We start from the raw sequence: 26,076 nt of genomic DNA, 5'->3' as shown, positions 1-26,076 counted from the left end.
TCAAGGGAGAGGGAATGCCTATCCGAATCACACCCTCACCCTAACCCTCTCCCCTCAAGGGAGAGGGAATGCCTATCCGAATCACACCCTCACCCTAACCCTCTCCCCTCAAGGGAGAGGGAATGCCTATCCGAATCACACCCTCACCCTAACCCTCTCCCCTCAAGGGAGAGGGAACCTATCGTCTTCTCCCTCTCCCCTTGAGGGAGAGGGTTGGGGTGAGGGGATATTTCCCCTACGGCTTCACAGGCACCGAGACAACATCCGCCTTTTCCACCTTGATGAGCGGCGCAGTTACCTCTGATTTCACTGATAACCCCTCTGTCGAGTCGCGAATCGTCGCCGTCAGGAAAATCAGAAGTTCAATCTTCTCTGTGTTCACAGTGTCACGCCGGAACAATACCCCGATCAGCGGGATACTGCCCAGGAAAGGCACCTTGATCTGGGTATTCTGCTTCTTTTCACGAATCATCCCGCCAATCACAATCGTCTGACCGCTTTTGACCAAAACCTGAGTTTCGGCTTCCCGAGCGGCGATAATCGGATAAGCGGCACCCGATATCTCCGCCCCCGCGCTCGCGTTACCTGACTGGTAGCCAAGTAATTCGCGAACAGAGGGGTGAACAATCAGGTTGATATTATTATCCTCACACACCTGAGGGAGCACCTTAAGTTTAATCCCAATGTCCTCATAGCGCTCAAGCGTTGTTGTAGTCTTCGTAGTTCCCGGAGTATCCCCAGCCCCGATGGTAGAAGAGATGATGGGAAGTTTCTGGCCAACAAGAATCACGGCATCCTGGTTGTCCATCGTCATGACTTTCGGAGCCGACAACATCTTATAGGAGGCATCTTCCTCCAATAGATGCAGCAGAACTGAAAACTGCAAATCCGTTAACTTCTGAAACGCCAGAGACAATCCGGAATTGAAGGGTGACGTGCCAGACAAGGAGGAGGACTGAGGTTTAAAGCTATCCGGCTTGACCCCACTGCTTGATTGGCGCGCACCTGCCGCATAAAGACTACCTGCACCCGAGGTCCCCAGCATTACCCCGCTACCATCCGCCCCGGTTCCCCATTCCACACCAATATCCCTCAGCAAATTAGCCGAAACCTCAACGAATTTCGCTTCGATTTGAATCTGTGAGGGCATCCTGTCAATTTTATCGAGCATCGCCGCCACAGCTTTGATTACCTCCCGAGTGTCCACAATCACCAGCGTCTTACCTCTGACTTGTACGGACTCTTCCTGCACACGCTGCAACCGGCCAAGGCTCTCTGAACTTGTGTTCTGGCCACCGGATGTCGCAGACTGCTCCTTCCAGCTCTGGCTCCTAGCCAAAAGTTTACCTATCTTACCCCGATTTGGTGTGAGTTGACTCTGCACCAATTCCGCTACATCCGACGCATCCAAATATTTCAAGGTAAAGACCTTAACCTCAAGCGGCTCATCCACTTTCGGAGTCTGAGTAACAACCAACGCTGCACCTGGTCCAGCTTTGTTCAACACCACGTCTTTTGGCAGTTTATCTTTCCCGCAAATGATAATGGTATCGCCAACCATATAGTAATCGTAACCGTAGGGCTTCAGGATCACATCCAAGGCATCATTCCATGGCTTATCGGTCACCCGTAACGTAACATTACCCGCTACCTCGGAGCCGATCACAATATTCCGTCCCGATTGGCGCGAAAAGGCATTCAGGACCTGAGTTATCGGGCCATTGTCGACATTGATGGTCACCAGGGAAACATTCGTATTTTGAGCGGGTATGGCACCTGCCGGCGTATCCTGGCCCGAGGCGATCATACCGCCAGTCAAGCTTACCGCCAGGACGACCAGAACGATTCGACGAAGTTCCACGCCCGACCCGATTTTCTTCTCTTTTGCCTTCATAATTCCGAACCTTTCCTTGCCTAACCTTTTAATGTCAAAAACCGGGCCAATTCTTTTGGCCTCGGCGAACGGCTCATTGCCGTACCCGCATCAATCAAACCACGCTCATACAAAGACTTCAGGGAATCGTTCATCGTAATCATCCCCTCTGAACGCCCCGTTTGAATCGCCGAGTAGAGCTGTTGAACCTGCATCTCCCGGATCAAGTTCCGGATCGCCTGATTCACATTCATAACCTCGCACGCCAATACCCGTCGGGTTGCTTCCCGGTTAACCAGAAGTTGCTGCGAGACAATTCCCAGCAATACCATTGAAAGCTGTGTGTAGATCTGCTGCTGTTGGGCAGGCGGGAAGACATCTACAATACGGTTAATCGCGTGGGTGGTGTCCTGCGTATGGAGCGTCCCCATAATCAGGTGTCCCGTTTCCGCCAAGCTCAACACTAATTGGATGGTTTCCAAATCGCGCATCTCGCCAACCATGATCACGTCCGGCGACTGGCGGAAAACACTATGGAGCGCTTCGGTGAACGAATTGGCATCCTCGCCTATCTCTCGCTGGTCAATAACGCTCAACTTGTGGTGGTGCAAGTATTCAATGGGATCTTCAAGACAGACGACATGAAGACGTCGGTTATCGTTGATATAGTCCAGCATAGCCGCCAATGTCGTAGACTTTCCGCTCCCCGCCGATCCCGTGATCAACACTAAGCCATGGGGCCTCAATGCAAATTCTTTAATCGCATCCGGGAGGCCTAATTCCTCAAAAGGAGGAATTTTGAAGGGAATGACCCGAATAGCAGCCGCAATCGAGTCCCTCTGATAGTAAAAATTGAAACGGAACCGGCTGAGCCCCTCGTATCCCTTGGAAAAATCCACGCTTTTGCGGGCAATCAGAACCTCCATGCGCCGCTCCCCTAAAACATTAAAGGCCATTCGTTCGATGACTGATCCTTCCATGGGGGGGTGGTTTGCAGAAACAAGCATTCCATTAATGCGTAACTGGGGGGGGGCGCCGACTGTTAATAGTAAATCCGAGGCCTTTCGCTCACACATCTCCTTAAGGAGTTCTTCTAACAATTTCATGCGTGCCCCTTATTGAAATTCACTCACCTAACAGTGTCTGTTTTAGCCAAGCAAAGGGAAATAATCAAGGTATAATTCAGAAATTGCCTCATAAACAGAGGAATAACCTTGTTAGGTAATACAAGCAATCGGGAAATCCCTGATTCAGCCATCAGGGATTCCCTGATGCTGGCAAGAACGCTACATCCTGACTACTTCTTCACAAACGGCGAGATCGCCCTGAGTCTTGCGATAATTGGAGGCAATTGCTTTATGGTATAATCCACATCTTCAATGGTGGTGTATCGACTCAAGCTAAACCTGACTGACCCGTGAACTGCAGTAAAAGGCACCCCCATGGCACGTAAAACATGGGACGGCTCGAGTGAGCCCGAAGTGCAGGCAGAACCGGAGGAGGCCGCAATGCCGACATCACTCATCATGTACAAAATTGACTCACCTTCAATATACTCAAAACTGATATTCGCAGTATTGGGAAGACGATTAATCCGATCCCCATTCACACGGGAGTCGGGGCAAGTTGCCAAAAGCCCAGTTTCCAGCCGATCCCGTAACACTGACACCGCGGTGGCCTCTTGCTCCATATGACGCTGCGCCAACTCTGCGGCACACCCAAGACCTACAATGTAGGGAACGTTTTCGGTCCCTGCCCGGCGGTTATCCTCTTGGTGTCCACCCAACATAAACGGTTGAACCCGCGTCCCTTTACGAACATACAAGACCCCAATTCCCTTAGGTGCATGGAGTTTATGCCCAGATAGTGAAAGCATATCGACAGGAACTTTTCTGACATCAAGCGGGATTTTACCTACGGCCTGGACGGCATCAGTATGGAACACCCCACCCGCTGCTTTCACCATAACGCTTATCTCGGGAACGGGGAAAATGACGCCCGTCTCGTTATTAGCCCACATGACGCTCGTCAGTGCCGGTCCATCCCTGAGCGCAGCGCCCAGTTGAACTAAGTCCAATTGCCCTGAAGAATCGACATTGATTTCATGGAGCCGATGTCCACGTTCACCCAAATAGCGACAGGGGCCCAAAACTGCGGGATGCTCCACTCTTGTGCAGATGATGTTAAGGTGGCTCCCGACGGCCTCGGCCCCACCCCGAATAGCTGTATTATCACTCTCGGTTCCACAACTGGTGAAAATAATTTCCGAAGGATCCGCATGAATTAATTCAGCCACTTTTTGACGGGCCTCATCAATCGCCTGCTTCACATGTCCACCAAAGGAGTGCATGCTGGAAGGATTGCCCCAATGTTCCTTAAAATAAGGCGCCATCGCCTCAATGACCTCTGGAGCCACCGCTGTTGTCGCGTTATTATCGAGGTAAACGTTTTTCATTCCCGAACCTCCTCCACGGTTAGATCACTGGAAACAAACTCTTTCAGTTTAACGCCCACCACATCTTTCAGCGTAAACGAGGATACCTGACAGCCGGCACACATACCGCGCAAAGCCACCTTGACCCGATTACCCTCAACATCAATCAGCTCAATATCGCCACCATCTCGCTTCAGAAGAGGACGTATTTCACGGTCAATAGTTTGTTCTATAAGTCGGATTTTTTCGATCACGGTCATTTTCCGTGGAGCCGTATGAGCCCCTGCTTTACGCTCCGCATCAAGCCGCTCGTGCACGATTTTATCCACAATCTTGCCGATATCCCCTTTACACTTGCCGCAACCGCCACCAGCCTTGGTATAGTTTGTCACCTGGTCAATTGTGGAGAGTCCATTTTCCCGGACCACTCTCTGGATTTCCTCTTCGGTAACACCAAAGCAGTTACAAACCACTTTCCCACTCAAGATTTTCTTATCGGTTTTGCCGATCCTGTAATTATCAATGGCCGCTTCCAAAGCTTCGCGCCCCATGACCGAACAGTGCATCTTCTGCTCTGGCAGCCCCCCCAGGAAATCAGCGATATCCTGATTGGTCACCTTAGCGGCCTCATCCAGAGTCAACCCCTTAATCATCTCTGTAAGGGCTGATGAGGAAGCAATGGCGCTGGCGCAACCAAAGGTCTGGAATTTCGCATCCACAATTCGTCCGTCTGGCCCCAATTTAAACATCAACTTCAAAGCATCTCCACAGGCCAATGAGCCCACCTCACCGATGCCATCAGGATTCTCAATCACACCGACATTCCGGGGATTCCGGAAATGATCCATTACTTTTCCTGTATAGTCCCACATAGTGTCCATTCCTTTCGGGCTAAGCCCCCACTCGAATATGGTTCAACTATATCACTACAACAGGGTAGGTCGTCAATACTCAAATGATACCTTTTACGTATCCATTCAAAAACCAGCATAACAGTTCAATGGATGTGGGATATTTTTGGAGTGCGGCGGCTTGACGCCGCTTTTCTGAGGCGCGGCTCGACGCGCCGTTATCCCGGTATATGGCTCGTCAAGCCGAGCCATGTGAAAGCGGCGTCAAGCCCGCACTCCAAATAAGATCGATGACACTTCCCCGTAAATCTACCCGGCCCCCATTAAGATAAGTACTTATGCGGCGCTTGTACATGACGGGATACCGTGCTATCTTTAATCACAAGTTAACCGGAGAAGATCGTCTAATATGGATACGCATAACCCTGCTGCGGATTCGGCTCGGGAAAGTTCCCGAACGATGCGCATTGATTTAACGCCGGATATCCTTCCGGATAAGATCGGCTCCAAGTTTTCAACGGCGTCGCGGCGCCCTACCATTCGCATCACCAAAGCCAAAGCCGATACCAGCCTTGTCGGCGACTCCGACTTTCAACAACTCCTTCAAAACGTTTATGACGGCGCCGTCATTACGGACTATCAGGGACGCATTGTAGATGTCAACGTTCGGCTTTGCCAGTTTGTCGGGTACGAACATCACGATCTTTGTCGCATGGAACTTTTCGATCTTCTCTATGGTGCCGACGAGACCATTTTGCCCATGATCCGTGAAAATCTCGCCTCCACCCGCTTCGTTCTGCTTCAGGCTTTTTTTGTAAGGAAGGATGGCTCCGTTTTCCCGGCAGAAACAGCAATTAATCGTCTCTTCCTGTCGGGGCAGGATTATCTTTGTTTCTTTGTGCGCGACATCACCTTGCGCAGGCAGGCAGATGAACAATTACGTACCGAGCATACGGCCATTCAGCTGGCAGGAAGCGGTATTGCCATTGCCGACTTACAATCCAAACTCACCTACGGCAATCCTGCAGCACTCCGGATGTGGGGCGTGGCCAATCAGGAAGAAGCCCAAACCCTTTCTCTTTCCCAGTTGTTCAGCAACCCCCTTCTCGGGAAAACCATCATGGAGATGGTATCCACAGGACAAGCCTGGTGCCAGGAGGTTCAAGCGCAACGTCTGGATGGAAGTCTGTTTTATGTTCAAGCCGCGGCAGCAGCCAACTTCAACACAGATGACGAATTTACCGGCATCGTCCTCTCGTTCAATGATGTAACGGAACGACGTCTGGCTGAAGCACAGCGTGAACAATACGCCGAGCAACTCCGAATCAGAAATACGGAGATGGAAGCGGATCTCGACATGGCCAGAGAGATTCAATTGGCTCTGCTCCCCCGCCAGTTTCCCACCTTCCCTGCCAGCAGTGCACCAGAACAAAGCCTACTGAAATTCAACCATTTCTACCGCCCCAGCACCACCTTGGGCGGCGACTTCTTCTATATCCTCCCCATCTCCAACCATCAGGCAGGCGTCTTTGCCTGTGATGTGATGGGACACGGTATGCGCGCCGCCCTCATCACCGCGATTATGCGGAGTATGGTTGAGGAACTCAGGCCCATCGCCAGCAACCCAGGCGTCTTCATGTCACACATTAACAGGGAATTCATGACCATCATGAAGGATGCCGAGGAATTCATGTTTGTGTCGGCCTCGTATGTCTTTTTCGACCTCGATACAAGGCGCCTTGCGTTTAGCGATGCGGGCCACCCTAATCCATTGCTGATAAACCGCCTCAAAAAAACAGTATCCCCTCTCCGGGACAGACCGGAACCTTTAGGTCCCGCCCTGGGCATAATGGATAAACATACCTACCCCACCATCGAACGCCCTCTGCACACGGGTGATGGAGTTCTTATCTATACGGATGGCATCACCGAAGCTGAAGGGAAAGGTCGCGAGCAATATGGCGAAGAACGCCTCCTTGCCAGCGCCCGGAAACATCTGACTGCATCCCCCGACACCCTTCTCGCGAGTATGGCCGCTGACTCCGAAGCCTTTACCACAGGCGTAGGGTTTGATGACGACGTCTGTATGGTTGTCGCGGAAGTCTTCGGGTTTCCCGGGGGATGAGCCTTTATTCCCAGAGTTTCTCGGGGTAAACGCCCTTTGCCACCAAGATACGGATTCCTTCGACGACCACGGCCTTGTCTTGAGGATAAGTGACGCCAAACCAATGCTCCGGAGTTGAAATTACTTTCGTCGTAGCTTTCCTGGCTTTGATCAGCCCGTCCACCACTGTTGGCAAAAAGAACTCCGCCTTGGCATTCGTACCATTAGTTTTGAGAAAGATTTCAAACTCACGTTGAAGATGGCCGAACAGCGACGGAGTCAGCCCCCACATATTCATCGAGACCACTTCATCGCCGGTCAAGTCAAGGCACGCGCCATCCCCATCGCTAAAACGGGCACCCTTTTCAGTTTTCTCAATATGGGTACGCTCCACCACCCGCGTCAGCAATCCGTTCTTATCGACTTCACACACGCCGCGCGCCACATGCCCATGTTCGGATAACGTATTCCGCAGCGTAAATCCCACCATGCTATAGTCACAGGAATCGGCCTTCACATCCTCAAGAAAAACGCCAAGGGCCTTATAAGAACGGCTTCCATAAAAATCATCAGCATTGATTACCGCAAAGGGGGACTTGACCACCTCACGGCAAGCCAGCACCGCATGGCCCGTTCCCCAAGGTTTCTTCCGGTCGGCAGGCACGGCAAAACCACCCGGCAGATCCGCCAGATCCTGAAAAACGTAATCCACAGGAATTTTCTTTTCGAACCGGGAGGAAACAAGATTGCGAAAATCTTTCTCAATATCGCGCCGAATCACACATACAACCCGGTCAAAGCCAGCACGAAGGGCATCATAGACCGAATATTCAATCACAATGGCACCATGAGGGCCTACAGCCTCAATCTGTTTCAATCCGCCATAACGACTCCCAATCCCCGCCGCCAATATCACCAATGTTTTGCTCATGGGTGCAAATCTACACTAGGCGCCCCATGATCGGCAAGTTCCCAACTGCCCACGCGGCTCAGGCAAGCTTCGCCCTCCAGCAGAATTATCTCTTGTTCCCAATATAGGAACACGATATAAACGAAACAGTTAGATTATTAGCGAATATAAGAGGAAAGCCACCTATGCCTTGTGATATCTGCAGCAACCACACCACACTGACCACCCTGAAGGCTTCAGTCATGAAGCAGGCTGTCGAGGGAGGCTTCGACCCTTTTGCTGAAGGACTGCTCCCGCCCAAGTTAGCCCAACTCGCCACCCCGGATTCACCCGAAGACTGGAAACGGCAGGTCCTTAGCGGCCTGCTCTCGCACTCAGACTGGAATCTCTGTGATAGTTGTCAGTGTGCAGTAGGCAGTGTGCAGTAGGCAGTAGGCAGTGTGCAGTAGGCAGTAGGCAGTGTGCAGTAGGCAGTGAACACTGTTTACTGGCAACTGCTCACTGCCTACTGCTTACTGGCGACTGGCTTCCCTTAGCCACTCGAGCAATGCTTCACGATCTGCAACGGTACCTTCGAGTTGAGCGTCGTATGCCTTCTTCCGCCAGACCCCGACTTCCGGCCCTTCAGGTATTCCCAAAGCGATAATATCACGCCCATTCACCCATGGTTCAGGGAGCACTGGTTCCGAATCCATCTGACGCCGGAATTCCAAAAGATATTCATGATTCACCAAATCCCCATGGCTCGAAGCGCAGTCCAGACGATGCAATTCCATCTCCGATAGAAAAGTCGGGGCCCCAACCAAACGCCGCAAGGTTGCACGCCGCATGGATTTAACATCTATGAAACGCATATGGTTTCCCACCATAAATGATATTACATCACGATCATCACAGGAAAACTTCAACCGCTCAAGGATCACGCGGGCGGCATCCGCCCCCACCTTAGCATGACATTCAAACCGCCACCGCCCCTCCTTAAACTGGGCCGTAGGCGGCTTCCCGACATCATGTAGCAGCACCGCCCAGGCCAGCCGATAATCATCTGTTTTCATCTCATTCAACATAATGATCGTATGCTGAAAAACATCACCTTCGGGATGATATTCCGGCGGTTGTTCCACCCCCTCCATGACCGCCACCTCGGGCAGAATCATCTGTAGAAGACCTAAATCTCTGAGCAGAATAATCGCATCACCCGCCTGTTTAGCTTCCACCAGGAGCCGGTTGAGCTCTTCACGAATCCGCTCTGCGCTGATTAAGGTTATCCAAACCGCCGACCCCCGGATCGCATTCTCAGTGGCTGGCTCAATGGTAAACCCTAATGTGGCGGCAAACCGTGCCGCTCGCAGCATCCTTAAATGGTCTTCACGAAAGCGATCAGCAGGAACCCCGACCGCGCGAATCACTCCCCTGGCAATATCACTTCGCCCATCCACATAATCGATGACTTGCTGCTCAAGGGGATCATAAAACAACGCGTTTACTGTGAAATCACGCCGGTGGGCATCTGTCTCTGGATCTGAGAAGGTGATGCTCGAGGGATGCCGCCCGTCCATATATTCGGCATCCTTCCGAAAGGTTGCCACCTCGTACCAGTTCCCGCAAACAGGCACCCGCACCACTCCAAATGACTTTCCCACAGCCACTGCACCGGGAAACAACTCCATCACTTTGTCGGGAACAGCATTCGTGGCGATGTCATAATCCTTGGCACTCCGCCCCATGATCAAATCACGAACACAGCCCCCTGCCCAGTAAGCTATGAAGCCCATTGCTTTAAGCGTGCGTACAATCTTTATAGCACCCGGCACCGCGACATGGGCGACATTGAGGGGAACCGCAGTCATTCTGACTTCTCTCTCATTGCAAAGGCATGTGGGAGCAAATCTCCCAGAAAAAATACCTCACTTTTATTAAGATCATCCAGCGGGGCCAAGATCAACTGAAAGTCGGGACTGCAAAACTCTGCCAGAACCTGCAAGCATGCCCCGCAGGGCAAAGCCGCTTTGCCTGATCCTCCGACTACCGCCAAGGCCTTGAATTTCTGCATTCCCCCTGAAACGGCCTTCACTATCGCCACGCGCTCAGCACATAGTGTCAGCCCATACGAGGCATTTTCAACATTACATCCAACGCATACATCCCCCGCTGCCGTCAACAAGGCGGCCCCAACAGGAAACCGGGAGTAAGGAGAATAACTTATTCGGGCCGCTTTCAGGGCGGCCTGCAATAGCCTCTTCATTCCTATCTGTTTCTTCATAAAGGCCCTATCTCTTTCACAAATTCCTGCAACAAACGTGTCAGCGTTGGAATCGCCACACGTGCCCCCGCCAAAACTTCATCATGTGAAAGCACCGCCGAGCCACCTGCCGCCGCATTGGTAATACAAGATAGCCCCACCACTTTGAGTCCTGCCGCATGAGCCAAAATTGCTTCCGGTACAGTGGACATCCCCACGGCGTCAGCGCCCCATTGCCGGAAGGCCGTAATTTCAGAGGGGGTTTCATAGGAGGGGCCCGTCACGGCCAAATAAGTGCCATGAGCCAAAGGGATTCCCTCACTCCGCGAGATCTGATCCAGCGTGTCCCGATACCTTTTGTCATAGATACAGGTCATGTCTGGAAAGCGGGTTCCCCAAAACGCATGATGAGGGCCGATGAGCGGATTTACCCCCATCAGGTTAATGTGATCATCAATCACCATCACCGCTCCGGACTGAAACGATTTTCTAATACCACCGGCACTATTGGTCAAAACCATTCCTGACGCGCCCAGCGTTTTAGCGAGACAGGCAGGAAAAGCGATAGGCTCCCACCCTACTCCTTCATACCAATGGCGACGTCCTGCAAAAATCAAGAGATCGATGCCAGCTTGTTCAGCCAACAAAAGCTGCCCCCCGTGGCCCGCCACCTGAGGCGCGCCCAATTCCGGGATATCCCCATAGTCAATGGTTTGCTTGACGGTAAACCCATTCGATACCTCCCGCCATCCTGAGCCCATAACGATGGCCAGTTTGGGGCGAAAGCCCTGAAAGGCACCACGAAGCTTCTCTGCCGCCACAATGAGTTTATCTGTATTCATAGGCTCAAACTCTTTCAAGCACCAGCGGCCCTGAAGGCACCGAGGCCGGACCCACGACGAATGCTTCACGAACCAGTCCCATAGCCGCATCTATGCGGTTCTGTGTGGCCGCATGTAAGGTTGCCAATGGCGCACCAGCGACAACTGGCTCCCCGATTTTCATCAAATTTGACAAACCGGCCGAGTAATCGATTGCATCAGTCGTTTTGGCACGCCCAGCCCCCAATAACAAACTGGCGCGGCCAATTTTCTCAGCATCCACATCCTGTACAAATCCTTTTTCTACTGCAGTAAAGTCAATCTTCATCTTAGCAATCGGGAAACAACGAGGATCATCTAAAAACTCCGTATCTCCTCCATGCAGCCGCACCATTTTTTTAAACACTTCAAAAGGTTCGCCCGACTGCCATTTGCGGCGCACCACCTCCAAACCGGCTTCTGGCGTCGGGACCACGCCGGCCACAACAAGCATTTCTGCGGCCAGCGCCAGTGTCAATTCCGTGCTATCCGCAGGCCCCCGCCCTTTCAAAATATCGATTGACTCCATGATTTCCAAAGAATTACCAACAGCACGTCCAAGGGGTTGATCCATGGCGGTAATTAATGCCGTCACACGCTTACCCATCGCACGACCAACCCGTACGAGCGCTTCGGCCAAAGCCCTGGCCTCGTCCCGGGTTTTCATAAAAGCACCACGGCCACACTTCACATCCAGCACCAGCCCGTCAAGCCCTTCAGCCAATTTCTTGCTCATGATACTGGAGACAATCAGGGGAATGGAAGGCACGGTCGCGGTTACATCCCGCAAGGCATAAAGCTTCCTATCAGCCGGAACCAGTCGTTCAGTTTGTCCAATCAATGAACACCCGCATGACTGTAAAACATTGATAAATTCAGGGATTTGTAACCCCGTACGATACCCGGGGATTGACTCCAATTTATCCAAGGTACCGCCGGTAATCCCCAAACCCCGCCCGGAGATCATCGGAACAGCAACGCCGCAACACGCCACAATGGGTGCCAGGGGAATAGAAAGCTTGTCGCCGATGCCGCCCGTAGAGTGTTTATCCACCTTGGGCCGTAAAATACTTGATGTATCCACGATGTCGCCCGAGTGCATCATAACCCGGGTCAACGAGGTAATCTCCTCTGGAGTCATCCCCCGGAAGAATATGGCCATGGCCAAAGCAGCCATTTGATAATCAGGAATATCCCCCCTGACATAACCTCCAATGAAGTCAGTCAGTTCTTGATCCGAGAGAATTCCACCGTTGCGTTTCTTTTCGATAATCCATTGGGGAAGCATATCGGCACAATACGGAGACCCTCTGCCGCTGTCAAACCCTTATCAGACATCACGCAACCTGATCCAAGAATTGCAAGCCATAGATCCCTGAATTCCTGTCGGCATGACGCGCCTGGGCCGTCAGCATCACCATCCTGTCTGATCCCACCTTGAACGGCAACCAGTCCGGTACTTTAAAGGAGAGCTGACATGACGTCATGGGGGCAAGAAACGTCTGACATTCAATCAACATCCCCCCTTTGGAAATATTCCGGGCGACAGCATGTACCGTCTCAACAAGGCCTGGAGAACTGAAATACAACTCAAGTGGCAATTCGCAGGTAAATCGCTCAAAACTTCGTCGATAGGCCCGATTTAGTGCCTGGCCCTGGCCTTTTATTCTGCTTAACCAAGCCCAAAACCGCCGGGAAAAGGGTTTCCCAAAGGCCTTTAAGCCAATAGGCAAAACACTCTGAAGTTCATCCTCGTCCCAGCCGCCAGAAATCACAGCAACATTCTTACACTTGCATTGTTTCCGCTTCAGATGCTCTAAAAAATCAAGCCCACTGACCGTGGGCATGTCATAATCCGAAATAATAACGTCGGGACATGCTCCCTTCTGTGAACAGGGACATGACTCATCAGCTAACAGAGGACAGGAAGCCGGACTATCATAAGAATCCACTTCATAGCCATCCGAACTCAATACTTTCCCCAGCAGAGTTCGTATCACAGGATCATCTTCAAGAATCATCGCTTTCATCGAATTTCACCTTGCTAATTATGTATCATGGGGTTACTCCCAGCTGAATTGAACTTCGGAAATGGTCGTTGATTCGTGCGCGCACGGCCTGAATCCACACCTCCACAGACCGTCCAAAATGAACATCCAAACAAACACCCGCAGAGAACTTACTTGCGATACTTTTAGTACTGGTCCAACATACCCGACCACGAAGTTTCATGGCCTGACTAAGTCCATTAACGGGTAAATTAACCCACAAGTTAACGACCGCGCCCTCCGGTATTGGTTGATCCGTGGCCAGCTTCATCCCCTGAATCGAAACATCCTCAATCATACATTGCATCCGCGGTTTCCGAATAAATAAATCCCGGAACTTTGAAACGACAACGACCCCTACAGGAATTTCCATCACCATCCTCCGATGGGTACGATTTTCGACAGGTGTTGTCATTCTCCAAGCCTCTGTTTGCAAAACTTTTAATGCGCACCACTACTACGACTAGTGAAGAGTAGCATCTTATATGCCAAGGATATTCCTCAACATAAACATATCACAACTCACTGATTGCAAGAATTTTACGACGATATTTACGAGAACAAAACGAACCAGAAAACCACAGAAGGCGTCAATCTGTAAAAATTACTGACATTACGGCCGGAGTTTGCGATCTCCTGGCTTTTCTTTAAGATGCTTCAACATGGGTACAATCCGATCCTGCAACAGTACCCCAGCTACAAACAGACCCAAAGCGATCACAGTGGCCACAATGACGGGACCGTAGGCTTTGGCCTCCACATGAGCGCCAATGTAAGACGACAGCAGGATACCGGGGAATCTGGCCACCATGGCGGCAATGAAGAAATGCAATGGCTTAACGGGAGTCAGACCCGCAATGTAGGTCAGAATGTCCTTTGGACTGCCGGGAATGAGAAACAAGATCAAAATCACCAATTCTGTCTTCGGATGATTCAATAAAAATTCGAATTTCTGGAAGGTTTTCCCGGGCATAATCACCCTCAATAACGGCAACCCAAACCATCGCCCCAATCCGAATACCATCACTGATCCCATCAAAATACCAAGGATCGAAAAAAGGGTTCCCTGAATGGTTCCGTAAATGAATCCGCCAGCAAACTGGGTTACTTCCCCGGGTATCGGCGCAATCACTACCTGTACCGCCTGAAGCAAAACAAACACTGCCGCGCCCCATATCCCGAAGGAGGCCAGATACTCCCCCAATTGGTTTGCATTGCTGAAGAAGCGGGTCAGGGGCGTGGCATACTTCACAGTGACAAAGACCACCGTACCCACAAAAAACAAGAGAGCTAAACCTTTTACCCACAATAATCTGTTATTCATAATGGTTGTCCGGTTCTGGAATGACATGTCCCCTTACGGACATTCCGGCCCGGCAAGTGGAAGTGACTTTCCCGGTAACCAGCGGGTGCCACACCGGCAGATCATGCCCCTCCGTTAGTAGCCGATAAGAACAACTCGAGGGCAACCAGGCCAACATTTCGGGCGTACAATGGAACAAATCGACACATTCCGGCATGCGCTTTTTCCGATTACCATAACAGGAACAACGGCAAGTTTTGAGATCAAGATGCCGACAAGCCCATTTGGTATAGTGGATTTTCAAGGTATCGGGATCTTCATACTTGATCACACAGCACCGACCACACCCGTCACAAAGGGATTCCCACTCCGCCCGTGTCATCGCCGCCAGCGTTTTCCGTCTCCAGAAATGGGGCTGCTGAATAGATGTTTTGGCACTCACTATTTTCATGATACTGAACGATCAACTCTCCAGCGCCTTTTTCATCGCCAGACGAGCAAGCTGCAAATCATCAAAAGAGACATTGCGACGCTGATAACGGGCCTCCATCCGCTCCAAGAAGTTTTCCCAATCCTCACGTGTCGGCGGCGTGGTGTAATCAAACCGCTCATCCGTGGCCAATTTGAACTGCCACTTGACTCTCCCCTGCTCCACCGTCCACCGCACATCTCGCTTAACCCCGTCCGCATTTTTTTCAATCCAACAAATCTGACGCATCATAATTCAAGTCTCCTGTCAAAGAAACTCTACCCTATCACATCATCATTGTTGTAGGCCAGACCTCTGTGAATGACATCCTAATCGTAATCGTAATCGTAATCTACGGCCCCAGAGAGGATTATGATTACGATTACGATTAAGATTATGAGAGAACTTAGAACCGCGCTTGAAAATGCGCCAAACAATCTCCATAGTGTCGCCCGAAGAAAGATACCACCCCTTATGGCCCTATTAAGTTTAAAAGATGTCAGTGTGAGTTATGGCGGACTTCCGCTCCTGGATGATGTTGAGTTCCACATTGAGCGCGGAGATCGTATTTGCCTACTGGGCGCTAACGGCGCCGGGAAAAGCACCATGCTCAGAATTCTCGCCGGAGAATCCAAGCCGGACCTGGGTAAAGTTATCCAACCTCCCAGTACCCGCGTCAACAGGCTTCCCCAACAAGTACCCCTCCATTTAACTGGCCGGGTACTCGACATCGTCTGCCCGGATCCCGATGCACTGGATAATCACCGCGTCGCTCTTGAGGCCGAGCAAATCCTGACCCGCCTTCAAGTTGACCCGGACGTCCATTTTGAAACCCTTTCGGGGGGGACCCGCCGCCGCGTCCTTCTTGCCCGTACTCTGCTCGGAAAACCGGATGTCGTACTTCTGGATGAGCCAACCAACCATCTGGATCTCGACTCCATCGCCTGGCTGGAAGGCTACCTTCTGCGTCATTGCCGGACGTTCCTCTTCATCACCCATGACCGGGCCTTTCTCCGGCGCATCGCCTCACGAGTGGTTGAACTGGATCGGGGCCATCTCGTCGATTGGCGCTGTGATTATGACACCTTCTTGAAACGCAAAGAGGAGACCCTCCAGGCCGAAGCCCTGCTATGGGAGCGGAACGATAAACGACTCGAGAAAGAAGAGGCTTGGCGCCGCCGCGGCGTCAAAGCACGAACGGTCCGGAATCAGGGTCGTGTGAGAGCCCTGGAGGCCCTTCGCGCTGATCGCCGGCAACGCCGTGAACGTTCAGGAGCTGTCCAAATGGCGATTCAGGAGGCGGATCGTACCGGCCAAATTGTATTGAAGGCCGAGTCGGTTGTTTTCGGGTACGGTAACCGCGCTTTGATTCACGACTTTTCCGAAGTCATCACCCGGGGTGACCGGATTGGGATCCTCGGCCCTAACGGGTGCGGAAAAACCACCTTACTGCGCCTGTTGCTTGAACCAAGTGGAACTGGCCTGACCCCACTATCGGGAAAAATTACGCATGGCACTAACCTGCAAATTGCCTACTCCGACCAGCTTCGCGCACAGTTGGATGAAACCCAATCGCTGGCCGAAAACATCGCACAGGGAAAAGAGTTCATCATGCTGCAGGGCGTCAAACGCCATGTCATGGGATATCTGGAAGATTTCCTATTTACGCCCGATCGTGCCCGACAACCTGTATCGGTTCTTTCCGGTGGGGAACGCAACCGCCTTTTGCTGGCGAGACTCTTTGCACAACCTTCCAATGTACTCGTTCTGGACGAACCTACCAATGATCTGGATCTCGATACACTGGAACTACTCGAGGAGCAACTGGCAGCCTACACCGGCACCGTCCTTATCGTTAGCCATGACCGCTCCTTTTTGAATAACGTGGTCACCAGCGTGCTGGCTTTTGAAAAACACCCCCCGGGTCGCAATGACGTCTGGCTGAAACCAGAGGAAGGCTGGTTTGTAAATGAGTATGTGGGGGGCTATGATGACTGGGCCGCCAAGCGGTTACTGCCCCCGGATGAAGAGCCTGCCGCTAAACCGCCCCCTCTCAAACCGGAGAATCCGCCCCAGCGTAAACTGACGTTCCGCGAACGAAAAGAACTCGATGAATTACCAGGGCGTATTGAGGCGATGGAAGAAGAACAGGCCCAATGGCATGCTTGCCTGGCCGATCCCACATTTTTCCGGAAACCCAAAGCGGAAATCACCCGGGTTACAGAGCGTTCCGAGGATCTTGCCTCGGCCCTTCAGGCGGCGTATCGGCAGTGGGAAAAACTTGAAGCGATTGCCAATAGTTGACAGTAGTTATCGGTTACAAATTATAGGTTATTTGGAATTCCCAATAACTAATAGTTATCAATCCCCTACTTCAACATCTCTGCCACACGAGCCTTGATCCCGGCCAGTTCCTCGGTCAACCGGGCGCGCTCCTGGTCGATTTCAGTCCGTTTCCAATTTGCCAACGAGGCCGCATAATCCTGATCCAACTGCTTAAACCGTCCTTCAATCTCGGCAGCCCGCCTATTTAGTGAGATAAAATCCTCGGTCTTTTCATCCTTTTCATTGGCTGAGGCCAACGCCTTTTTCGCGTCAGCCAGAGGGGCACCAACATCAACCCCAGGGTACTGCTTCTTGAAATCGTCCCAGTAGGCAATCTGTGCAACGGGCGAAGAGGTCATAAAAGTTTTATCTCCAAGCATTTTCTCACGCTGGGCCTTACCGGCAGTCATAATCCGGACTCGTTCAGCCTCAGCCTGTCGACGACTGTTCTCTTCAGCCTTTTCCCGCTCCGCAATTTTTTCCTTCGCCGCTTGCGCCGTAATCAGAAACACCCGCTCAACCCGGCCAGTCAGAAAGTCTACCGTCCCACGGTCATAGTAATATGTCGTACGATGCCCCCCTTGAGCCTTCCCTTTCGGAACTCCCAACTTCTGAACGACCTGCTCAAATGTTTCGCCCTTCACCACCCCTGGCGAGACATCAGCCCCGAAAGCGCATAAGCTCCCCAGTACCGCTGAGACAACTAAAACGCATAACGCTTTCATTCTGACTCCTGAATCCTGTCTTCCGACTTTGGGATCACAACTCCCGGCGCTCAACCCAACTCGGCCAGAACCACCTGATTGACAAGCTTGCCATCAGAACGGCCCTTTACCTTGGGCATCAGCGCCTGCATCACCTTTCCTAAATCCTTCTTCCCACTGGCACCGGTCTCGGCAATGATGGCCTTCACCAACGCTTCAATTTCTGCCTGCCCAAGCTGCTGCGGCTGATATTTACGGAACCATTCGATTTCCTGTTGCTCTTTATCTGCCAAATCCTGCCGTGCAGCGGCTCGGTATTGCTCAACCGAGTCCTGGCGCTGCTTGATAGCCTTGGCAACGATGGTCGCCACCATCTCATCGGATGGCTCCTTCCCCACATTTACCGTAGCATCCTTAACTTGGGAATGCAGCATTCTCAAGGCTGACAACAGCCCCTGATTTTGCGATTTCATCGCCGTCTTCACATCCGCCAACAACGCATCCAACAAAGGTGATCCCATAATTTTTCCTCTCATCTCACACGTCTCACATCTCACACGTCTCATATCTCACTGATAACATACCGCCAGCCAAACAGTATCCTCATCCGGAGAGGTCCACTCCACACGATGCCGGACATGGGCTTTGATATTCGTCCAATCCCCGGGTTCCAACACCATCGGCTCTGCCCGTCCCTCAAACTTCAGACAGGCCCGCCCTTTGATCAGAACAAGAAACTCATGATCTTCCTGATCATACCAGAACCCCTCTGGTGAACTATGTCCTCGGGATACGATTCGTTCCACCCACATTTCACCGGACTGACAAAGCACCTCAATCAATTCTTCAGGCATCGAGTGGGGAATATTTTTCAATAGATTTTTCTTCATAAATACTCCTTCTCTCGCTGTCTGAATACACGTTCACTATCCGGCAATCCGCCAGGGCGGTTGCGGGCCAACCACAATCGCCGATGCTCACTGATGATAAGATTCATATCTGAGCCCAGTTGATGAAGTACTTCGGCATTCTCCGTGTTCTCACAACGACGCATAAGCCCGCGGTCACAGGCATGCAAAAGCATCCGGGCCGTGTTCTGAAATTCATCTGCAACCAAGTTCGCATCTTGGCATTTCATCGACGCCCCGGCAAGACTGCTCATAACCTCGGTAATGGCCTCCTGGGTAGCCCGTAACGAGACTTCCGTGACTGTCTCCGGAATCGTCATATCCAGCGCCTCATGCAGGAGCTTAAACAACATCGAAGCGTTCCCCTGCAAATGGCCACATTTCAGGTATGCATTCCCCAGATCATAGGCAATCCGTCCCATCACTCCTGCCCTATCGTAAAAAACATGAGTATCAAGAACAGACGGCCAATTGCGTTCGCTATTCCCCGCCACATTCCAGGCCATCGCCGCGCCAGCCATAAAACCCAGATAACTCACCGGCAGATACTGCCAATGCCCGTTATCACCCCAGTCGGTGATCAGGTACCCCGTGGCTCCATGTTTCAACCCGTTCTCCGCCGCCGCCCGCAGATTGGTTATGCCATTTTCAGTACGTCCCGCAATGCTATTCCACGAGGAGGTTCCTGGACACACATAAAAGGGCAACCCCGCAGCGGCAAATTTTGCACCATGCTCATCAAAGGGGTGATCCGCCTCATACCCCCACTCCAACACCACAACATCCCCGGGCAACTCCGCCACAAGCTCAGGATGCTTAATAATGATGTCCCCCCAGAAATGCATGGTTTTGCCATGTCCTTTGACTAACTGATGGAGTTTCAGCAGGAAGTCGAGATAGACACGCCCATTCCCCCGCTGCTCACACAAGGCTTTGCATTTCCCCTGCCCCAGATCCCAGGTTTCATCACAACCAACATTGAATTTTTGACTGCTGAAGTTTGGCAATAATTCGTCATACAACTCCCTTAGCAACGCCAGGCTTCGAGGGTCCACAGGATTCAGACTATTCGGCAGGGGGTTATGCGTACCCCACGGCGTATCCCCCCCATTCGGACTTTCCGCAAGCTCCTGATAGGCAGGTTTCGTCAGCCACCGGGTCAGATGTCCGAAGGAGTTTTGATTGGGGACCAGGTCAATAAAGCGTTCCCGGCAATATACATCAAGACGCCGGATTTCCTCAGCGGTCATCGGACTGGCATCCGCCCAAACATCCTGATGATTCCGATACGCAAAGGTGTGCTCTGTGTAAAGCTCGAGATGATTGAGTTTCCACGAGGCGAACTTATCAATCAGTTCAAACAGCGTCGCCATCGTTGGAACTTTGTTCCGACTGATATCCAGCATGACCCCACGCACCGGAAAATCAGGATAATCTTCAATGACCCCACAGGGCAGTGTGCCCTGAGTCTGGCTCAATAGCTGCACCAACGTCACAACCCCATAAAACAAACCCGCCGGATCATGCGCCGATACTTGCACACGATCTGCCAGGATGTCCAACCGATACCCCTGCGGCTGGAGTACAGCAGCCGGAATCACGGTCATCTCGACGACCCCGGCCCCTCCGTCCCCTGAGCTCTCTTCCACCTTCCAGTTCGATGCCACACAGCGTTTAGCACCTGCCTGAAGATAGGTAGCCACCCGAAGCAACTCCGGGGAGTCACCCCTAGGCAGAATCCTGTGCACACTGCTAATCAACAATTCCCCGCCACTCAACACCATCGATCGAGGCTGCGGTAGCAGGTTCCAACGCTCAAGGGTATTCATTACTTTAATTGCGCGGCGGCAAAGTCCCAGTTCACGAGTTTTTCCAAAAATACCGCCACAAAATCTTTGCGGCGATTCTGATAATCGAGATAATAAGCGTGTTCCCAGACATCACAACACAACAGCGCCTTCTGCCCATGCGCCAAAGGAGTATCCGCATTGGACGTCTTGATGACCTGCAGGCCATCCCCCTCCATCACCAACCACACCCATCCACTGCCAAACTGACTTAATGCTGCCGCGGAAAAGGCCTCCTGGAATTTCTCAAAGCTCCCGAAAGATTTTTCGATCTTTTCCAGCAATACCCCTGATGGCTTACCCCCACCATTCGGCTTCATACTGTTCCAAAAGAATGTGTGGTTCCAAATTTGTGCGGCATTATTAAAAACCGCAGGCCCATCCTTGTCCTTGGAGTTCGTGGTCACCTTGATGATCTCTTCCAGGGGCATAGACTCCAATTCCGAAACCGCGATCAGTTTATTCAAGGCATCCACATAGCCCTTATGGTGTTTGCCATAATGGAAACTCATCGTTCGAGCCGAAATGGAGGGTTCCAGCGCATTCTCGGGATAAGGCAGGGGCGGCAACTGAAATGCACCCCACCCGTTACAGGCCACCAACATCCCAACCCCCACACCACACAATATCTGACGTCGCATATTGACCGCCTGTTCAGAATTATTATACGCCCCAGTTGGGAATACCACGACGACGCAGCGCCTGACATTTCACAAACATGATATTGCCGAACTGGCCTTCATCACGGAAACGCTTGATCATCTGGGTGACAGGGTGATAGCGGTATTGGAAACCGGTCACGAGCAACTTGCCAGCCTTCTTGGCCGCCGCGATCATCTTGACGCATTCCGCAGGAGTCATGGCCATGGGCTTTTCGGTGATAACGTGACAACCGGCATTGGAGGCATCAATCGCAGCCTGGGCATGCACACCATTGGGCGTACAGACATCCACGGCATCCGGCTTGACTTCCTTCAGCATGACCTTCCAGTCTTTGTACAATTTTTTGATGCCGAACTTTTCCTGCATCACCGCCAGACGCTCAGGCTTGATATCTACGCCCGCCACAATTTCGACTTCCGGCATGTTGGCAAAAGTTCTCAGGTGTAATTCAGAAATACCACCGCACCCAACGACGGCTACTTTCAATTTCCGGCCCTTATGCTCGACTTTCTTTTCGCTGCCAAAAGATTCGGTTGATACTGCACTGTTCGCCATATAATAAACTCCTTACAATTTATATAATTCCCTGATTGCTCTCAAAAACCATCAGCCGCGTATTATGTTTGTTTTTATATAATCAGCAAGTAAATGAATCAGACCAAGCATGGGCGCCCAAAGAGTCATCTCGCATCTCGGGCGAGGGCCACTACTCTAACTGACTTTTCCCCGCCGAAGATAAATTGTGCAAAGCACGATATCAACCAGAACGAGAGTGGCGTTCAACAGATAGATGGCAATGACCAGATCACGGCTGTACAGCAATTTATGGATAATACCGCAGCCATAGCCGATCAATACGAGCCACAAAAAAATCAGACTCTTACCCTTGTTGGTTTTTGCCTTCCAGGTTTTATAAACAGAAAATGGCCAGCTCGCCCCAAAACACAAAAGCATTCCCGCCTCAAAAATACTCATTCATATCTCCTTGATGACTTACCCCCGTTTTACTGGATCTAAAAATCGCCGCAGATCTTTACTGATTCGCACCCATCATTAAAGACAAATACTTCAACATGAGGGCCTTCTCGGGGGCCTTCTCGGGGGTCTTGACATCGCCGGCACCAATCGGCAACATTGAAGCCATTGCAGCCTAACAATCCAAAGCTGATGTCATTGAACCCATATGAGTGTAAAATTTAAAGACTACTACGAAATTCTCAGCATTCCCCGCACTTCAAGCGCTGACGATATAAAAAAAACATACCGCAAGTTGGCGCGTAAATATCACCCCGACTTGAATAAAAATGCCGGCGCCGAAGCCCGATTCAAGGAAATCGGCGAGGCCTATGAAGTTTTGAGCGATCCAGAAAAAAGGAGTCGCTACGATCAATTGGGAAGAAACTGGCAAGCGGGTCAGGATTTCCGCCCCCCCACCGATTTCGGTGGCGGCAGCCCCTTTGATTTCCGCGGCGCCTCTGGAGGAGGGCGTGGCTTCAAGAGTCAGGACATGGGCGAATTCAGTGATTTCTTCGAAATGCTGTTCGGCCAGAATCCCGGTGGTCGTGGGTCACGTGGGGCCCCATCAAATATGTGGGGTGCCGGAGAAGACTTTTCACCGCCCCAGGGACAGGATCACGAGGCGGAGATCTCGATCTCACTGGAAGAAGCCTGCCACGGCAGCACAAAAAGTATCAGCCTGCAAATCGCCAATCAGGATCCCCGTGCGAGAACCCACACCCAGACTAAGACCTATCAGGTTAAAATCCCGCCCGGAATCAGTGAGGGGGCTCGGATCCGCCTGGCCGGACAAGGTGGTCCCGGCGTGGGGGGCGGTACCGCAGGTGACCTCTATTTGACTATCCACATTGCTCCGCATCCCATCTTTAGGGTGGACGGAAACAATCTTGAGATCGATTGCCTGCTGGCTCCTTGGGAAGCAGCACTTGGGGCCAAAGTCGGGATTCCAACACTACAAGGGCAGGCTTTCATCACCATTCCATCTGGCACCGAATCAGGACAACGGCTCCGCCTTCGAGGAAAGGGAATGCCCCAGAAGCGAGGTGTGGAACCCGGTGACCTCGTTGCCGTCATACGGATCGTCGTTCCTAAACAAATGTCGGCCCGTGAGAAAGCCCTTTTCGAGGAACTCGCCCAAGTCTCCCCGTTCAAACCAAGAGGATAAATTATGAGTACCATTTGCGAAGCCATTGCCGCACTTAGCCCGGGAATGTATCTGTACCTAACAGGCCTTGTGTTCTGGTTCGGCGCCTGCATGGGCAGTTTTCTTAACGTGTGTATTTACCGGATTCCGCGCGAGGAGTCTGTGATCAGCCCCGGCTCCCACTGTCCTCATTGCAATAAAGCCATCCATTGGTACGATAACATACCGCTGGTGAGTTTTATAATCCTGCGTGCGCGCTGCCGGAACTGCAAGGGAACCATATCCCCCCGCTACGTCATCGTGGAAACATTGATCGCCGTGCTCTTTGTGATGGTATGGCTCAAAGCCAGTCCCAATCCGGTACTGGCCATGACGCCTGTCTATTCCTTTGCCATCATCCCCATTTTCTGGCTGGCGGTTTTCGGACTGGCCCTGGGCACCTTTGTGGATCTTGAACACATGATTATCCCTGACCGGGTTTCGCTCGGCGGAATCGTGCTGGGCTTGACCTTCAGCACTCTGGTGCCTTCATTACAAGGCCAACCCAACGCTTATAGCGGATTCGTTGCCTCTCTGCTGGGAGCATCCGTGGGAGTCGGAATCCTGTGGGGAATTGCCGTAGTGGGTAAACTGATCTTCCGAAAGGATGCCATGGGAATGGGTGACGTTAAACTTATGGGAGCCATCGGTGCCTTCCTGGGCTGGCCGGCAGTTATTTTCACATTGATGGTATCCTCTTTCCTGGGGGCTGGCGTCGGGGTGTCAATGATCCTGACGGGCAAGAAAGAGATGCAGAGCCGCATTCCCTTTGGCCCCTACATTGCCGCCGCCGCACTGATCTGGATCGTGTGGGGACCTACCCTGCTCTACGCCTATCTGAACTGGTTAATGCCGCCATCGAGTTAAAGTTGAGGTGGTAGCAAAAGCCTATAACAGCATAATTTCTCCTTGCCTGTCGCTTTCCCCATAACCTATGGTTCCAGCCATGCAATACATCAGTACTCGTGGTGAAAATGAGCGTCGGGGATTTCAGGATGCCGTCATGACCGGCCTGGCACGCGACGGGGGTCTCCTGCTCCCTGACGTGATCCCGAATGTCACCGACAAACTTCAGGCCTGGAAACACCTCTCCTACACCGACCTCGCCTTCGAGGTCATGCGCCTTTATACCGATATTCCCGAGCCAGAATTGCGCGACTTGATTACCCGGAGCTACTCCTCCTTCCGGCATCCGGACGTCACTCCTGTACGCAGCGTCGGGGATATTCATATCCTGGAACTCTTCCACGGCCCGACCCTCGCCTTCAAGGATGTAGCCCTCCAGTTTCTGGGGAATGCCTTTGAATATGTCCTGAAGAAAACCGGACAGGAAATGAACATTCTGGCCGCCACCAGTGGCGACACCGGCAGTGCCGCCATCGATGGCGTAAAAGGCCGCGAACATATCAACATCTTCGTTATGCATCCTCATGGCCGGGTCAGCCCGCTCCAGGAACGTCAAATGACCACCGTGCCGGACGCCAACGTCTTCAACATTGCCGTGGACGGCACCTTTGATGACTGCCAGCGGATCATGAAAACCATATTCAGCGATCTGGAGTTCAAGGATCGCTATTCACTCGGCACGGTCAATTCCATCAACTGGGCACGAGTGTTAGCCCAAATTGTGTATTACTTCTTCGCCGCCTTCCGCGTCATGCGATTGACCGGCGCCAAGACGGTCCAGTTCTCCATTCCCACCGGTAACTTCGGCGACATTTTTGCCGGATATGTGGCGGCCAAAATGGGACTCCCTATCAGCCGACTGGTCCTGGCTACTAATGAGAACGATATCTTGTCGCGATTCTTCAATACCGGCGTTTACAGCAGCGACACCGTTCATGCCACAATCAGTCCGTCCATGGACATTCAGGTTGCCAGTAACTTCGAGCGCTATCTTTATTATCGACTGGGCGCCAACCCGAAAACATTGAGCCAGGTCATGAAGCAATTCGACACGGATAAAAAGATTTCTGTGCCCCCCCTCGCCAATGGTCAAATCGATGACCTGATCTGTGCCGGCGCAGGGAATACGGTACAGACCTTGGCTACCATTAAGGAATTTCAGACGCGCTACGGCTACCTTCTTGATCCTCATACCGCCGTTGGAGTCCATGTTGCTAAACCCTATGTGACAAAGAATTCACCTATGATCTGCCTGGCCACCGCGCATCCGGCAAAATTCAGTCAGGCCATTCAGGATGCCACGGGTTCGGATCTGGCCCATCATCCCATCCTTGAAGCACTGCGCGATCTGCCCACCCGCTGTGCCATCCTCCCCGCCAGCGAGACCGAGATCCGCCGGCATATGGAAAAAAACATCTGATAAACCAAG

General features: G+C 51.9%; 27 protein-coding genes. 6 read left to right on the top strand and 21 right to left on the bottom strand.

Annotation, left to right across the window (positions count from 1 at the left end):
• Positions 1-235: 235 nt before the first annotated feature.
• From WCI03_09165 to nifU, 4 genes are all read right to left on the bottom strand, one after another.
• The gene (locus WCI03_09165) at positions 236-1,894 is read right to left on the bottom strand and encodes a secretin and TonB N-terminal domain-containing protein (protein MEI8140024.1); all 1,659 of its coding nucleotides are present in this window, start codon (positions 1,892-1,894) and stop codon (positions 236-238) included.
• A gap of 20 nt (positions 1,895-1,914) precedes the next feature.
• Positions 1,915-2,979 carry a PilT/PilU family type 4a pilus ATPase gene (locus WCI03_09160; GenBank protein MEI8140023.1) on the bottom strand — a complete coding sequence of 355 codons (1,065 nt, stop codon included), beginning with the start codon at positions 2,977-2,979 and terminating at the stop codon, positions 1,915-1,917.
• Between the two features lie 191 nt (positions 2,980-3,170).
• Positions 3,171-4,328: a cysteine desulfurase NifS gene (nifS, locus tag WCI03_09155; GenBank protein MEI8140022.1), complete on the bottom strand. Its 1,158-nt coding sequence runs from the start codon at positions 4,326-4,328 to the stop codon at positions 3,171-3,173.
• Positions 4,325-5,179: a Fe-S cluster assembly protein NifU gene (nifU, locus tag WCI03_09150; protein ID MEI8140021.1), complete on the bottom strand. Its 855-nt coding sequence runs from the start codon at positions 5,177-5,179 to the stop codon at positions 4,325-4,327. Before nifU ends, nifS begins: the two co-directional genes overlap by 4 nt.
• A 388-nt stretch (positions 5,180-5,567) precedes the next feature.
• Between nifU and WCI03_09145 the strand changes: the two genes are divergently transcribed.
• On the top strand, positions 5,568-7,283 hold the full coding sequence (locus tag WCI03_09145; protein MEI8140020.1) for a SpoIIE family protein phosphatase: 1,716 nt from the start codon (positions 5,568-5,570) through the stop codon (positions 7,281-7,283).
• Positions 7,284-7,287: 4 nt separating this feature from the next.
• On the opposite strand, the gene WCI03_09140 is transcribed toward WCI03_09145, so the two are convergent.
• Complete coding sequence (locus WCI03_09140) at positions 7,288-8,193, bottom strand: nucleotidyltransferase (GenBank protein MEI8140019.1); 906 nt, start codon at positions 8,191-8,193, stop codon at positions 7,288-7,290.
• A gap of 164 nt (positions 8,194-8,357) precedes the next feature.
• Between WCI03_09140 and WCI03_09135 the strand changes: the two genes are divergently transcribed.
• Entirely contained in the window at positions 8,358-8,600 is a 243-nt protein-coding gene (locus WCI03_09135) for a hypothetical protein (GenBank protein MEI8140018.1), read from the top strand.
• Between the two features lie 84 nt (positions 8,601-8,684).
• Here the strand turns inward: WCI03_09135 and WCI03_09130 are convergent, their stop codons facing one another.
• From WCI03_09130 to WCI03_09090, 9 genes are all read right to left on the bottom strand, one after another.
• Positions 8,685-10,022 carry a CCA tRNA nucleotidyltransferase gene (locus WCI03_09130; GenBank protein MEI8140017.1) on the bottom strand — a complete coding sequence of 446 codons (1,338 nt, stop codon included), beginning with the start codon at positions 10,020-10,022 and terminating at the stop codon, positions 8,685-8,687.
• Positions 10,019-10,435, bottom strand: a complete 417-nt coding sequence (locus tag WCI03_09125) for a cytidine deaminase (protein MEI8140016.1) — start codon at positions 10,433-10,435, stop codon at positions 10,019-10,021. Before WCI03_09125 ends, WCI03_09130 begins: the two co-directional genes overlap by 4 nt.
• Positions 10,432-11,256 carry a purine-nucleoside phosphorylase gene (locus WCI03_09120; GenBank protein ID MEI8140015.1) on the bottom strand — a complete coding sequence of 275 codons (825 nt, stop codon included), beginning with the start codon at positions 11,254-11,256 and terminating at the stop codon, positions 10,432-10,434. The genes WCI03_09125 and WCI03_09120 overlap by 4 nt, the downstream gene beginning before the upstream one ends.
• A 4-nt stretch (positions 11,257-11,260) precedes the next feature.
• Positions 11,261-12,562: a thymidine phosphorylase gene (locus WCI03_09115; protein ID MEI8140014.1), complete on the bottom strand. Its 1,302-nt coding sequence runs from the start codon at positions 12,560-12,562 to the stop codon at positions 11,261-11,263.
• A gap of 49 nt (positions 12,563-12,611) precedes the next feature.
• A complete protein-coding gene (locus WCI03_09110) occupies positions 12,612-13,304 on the bottom strand; it encodes a response regulator (protein ID MEI8140013.1) in 693 nt (230 codons plus the stop codon).
• Positions 13,305-13,329: 25 nt separating this feature from the next.
• Positions 13,330-13,737, bottom strand: a complete 408-nt coding sequence (locus WCI03_09105) for a PilZ domain-containing protein (GenBank protein MEI8140012.1) — start codon at positions 13,735-13,737, stop codon at positions 13,330-13,332.
• 198 nt (positions 13,738-13,935) lie between these two features.
• Entirely contained in the window at positions 13,936-14,646 is a 711-nt protein-coding gene (locus tag WCI03_09100; protein MEI8140011.1) for a VTT domain-containing protein, read from the bottom strand.
• A complete protein-coding gene (locus WCI03_09095) occupies positions 14,639-15,076 on the bottom strand; it encodes a YcgN family cysteine cluster protein (GenBank protein MEI8140010.1) in 438 nt (145 codons plus the stop codon). The genes WCI03_09100 and WCI03_09095 overlap by 8 nt, the downstream gene beginning before the upstream one ends.
• A gap of 12 nt (positions 15,077-15,088) precedes the next feature.
• Positions 15,089-15,346, bottom strand: a complete 258-nt coding sequence (locus WCI03_09090) for a hypothetical protein (protein ID MEI8140009.1) — start codon at positions 15,344-15,346, stop codon at positions 15,089-15,091.
• A 222-nt stretch (positions 15,347-15,568) separates the two neighbouring features.
• Here WCI03_09090 and WCI03_09085 point away from each other — a divergent pair, with 222 nt between their 5' ends.
• On the top strand, positions 15,569-17,398 hold the full coding sequence (locus WCI03_09085; GenBank protein ID MEI8140008.1) for an ATP-binding cassette domain-containing protein: 1,830 nt from the start codon (positions 15,569-15,571) through the stop codon (positions 17,396-17,398).
• Positions 17,399-17,463: 65 nt separating this feature from the next.
• Here WCI03_09085 and WCI03_09080 read toward each other — a convergent pair whose 3' ends face one another.
• The 7 genes from WCI03_09080 to WCI03_09050 all read right to left on the bottom strand — a co-directional run bounded on the left by WCI03_09080 (position 17,464) and on the right by WCI03_09050 (position 22,516).
• Complete coding sequence (locus WCI03_09080; protein ID MEI8140007.1) at positions 17,464-18,144, bottom strand: hypothetical protein; 681 nt, start codon at positions 18,142-18,144, stop codon at positions 17,464-17,466.
• 50 nt (positions 18,145-18,194) lie between these two features.
• Positions 18,195-18,644 (bottom strand): GatB/YqeY domain-containing protein, encoded by a 450-nt coding sequence (locus WCI03_09075; GenBank protein MEI8140006.1) that lies wholly within the window; start codon positions 18,642-18,644, stop codon positions 18,195-18,197.
• A gap of 48 nt (positions 18,645-18,692) precedes the next feature.
• Complete coding sequence (locus WCI03_09070; protein MEI8140005.1) at positions 18,693-19,013, bottom strand: cupin domain-containing protein; 321 nt, start codon at positions 19,011-19,013, stop codon at positions 18,693-18,695.
• Positions 19,010-20,860: a glycoside hydrolase family 20 zincin-like fold domain-containing protein gene (locus WCI03_09065; GenBank protein MEI8140004.1), complete on the bottom strand. Its 1,851-nt coding sequence runs from the start codon at positions 20,858-20,860 to the stop codon at positions 19,010-19,012. The genes WCI03_09070 and WCI03_09065 overlap by 4 nt, the downstream gene beginning before the upstream one ends.
• Positions 20,860-21,483, bottom strand: a complete 624-nt coding sequence (locus WCI03_09060; GenBank protein MEI8140003.1) for a superoxide dismutase — start codon at positions 21,481-21,483, stop codon at positions 20,860-20,862. Before WCI03_09060 ends, WCI03_09065 begins: the two co-directional genes overlap by 1 nt.
• Before the next feature lie 58 nt (positions 21,484-21,541).
• Positions 21,542-22,096: a Gfo/Idh/MocA family oxidoreductase gene (locus tag WCI03_09055; protein MEI8140002.1), complete on the bottom strand. Its 555-nt coding sequence runs from the start codon at positions 22,094-22,096 to the stop codon at positions 21,542-21,544.
• A 156-nt stretch (positions 22,097-22,252) separates the two neighbouring features.
• Complete coding sequence (locus WCI03_09050; protein MEI8140001.1) at positions 22,253-22,516, bottom strand: hypothetical protein; 264 nt, start codon at positions 22,514-22,516, stop codon at positions 22,253-22,255.
• A gap of 208 nt (positions 22,517-22,724) precedes the next feature.
• Between WCI03_09050 and WCI03_09045 the strand changes: the two genes are divergently transcribed.
• From WCI03_09045 to thrC, 3 genes are all read left to right on the top strand, one after another.
• Positions 22,725-23,723, top strand: coding sequence for a DnaJ C-terminal domain-containing protein (locus WCI03_09045; GenBank protein MEI8140000.1), 999 nt, complete (start codon positions 22,725-22,727; stop codon positions 23,721-23,723).
• Positions 23,724-23,726: 3 nt separating this feature from the next.
• The gene (locus WCI03_09040; protein MEI8139999.1) at positions 23,727-24,608 is read left to right on the top strand and encodes a prepilin peptidase; all 882 of its coding nucleotides are present in this window, start codon (positions 23,727-23,729) and stop codon (positions 24,606-24,608) included.
• Positions 24,609-24,687: 79 nt separating this feature from the next.
• Positions 24,688-26,067, top strand: coding sequence for a threonine synthase (thrC, locus tag WCI03_09035; protein MEI8139998.1), 1,380 nt, complete (start codon positions 24,688-24,690; stop codon positions 26,065-26,067).
• Positions 26,068-26,076: the final 9 nt, after the last annotated feature.

It is taken from the genome of bacterium, from assembly GCA_037143175.1.
Taxonomy (GTDB): Bacteria; Verrucomicrobiota; Kiritimatiellia; order CAIKKV01; family CAITUY01; genus JAABPW01.
This window is presented reverse-complemented; position numbering and strand designations above follow the sequence as displayed.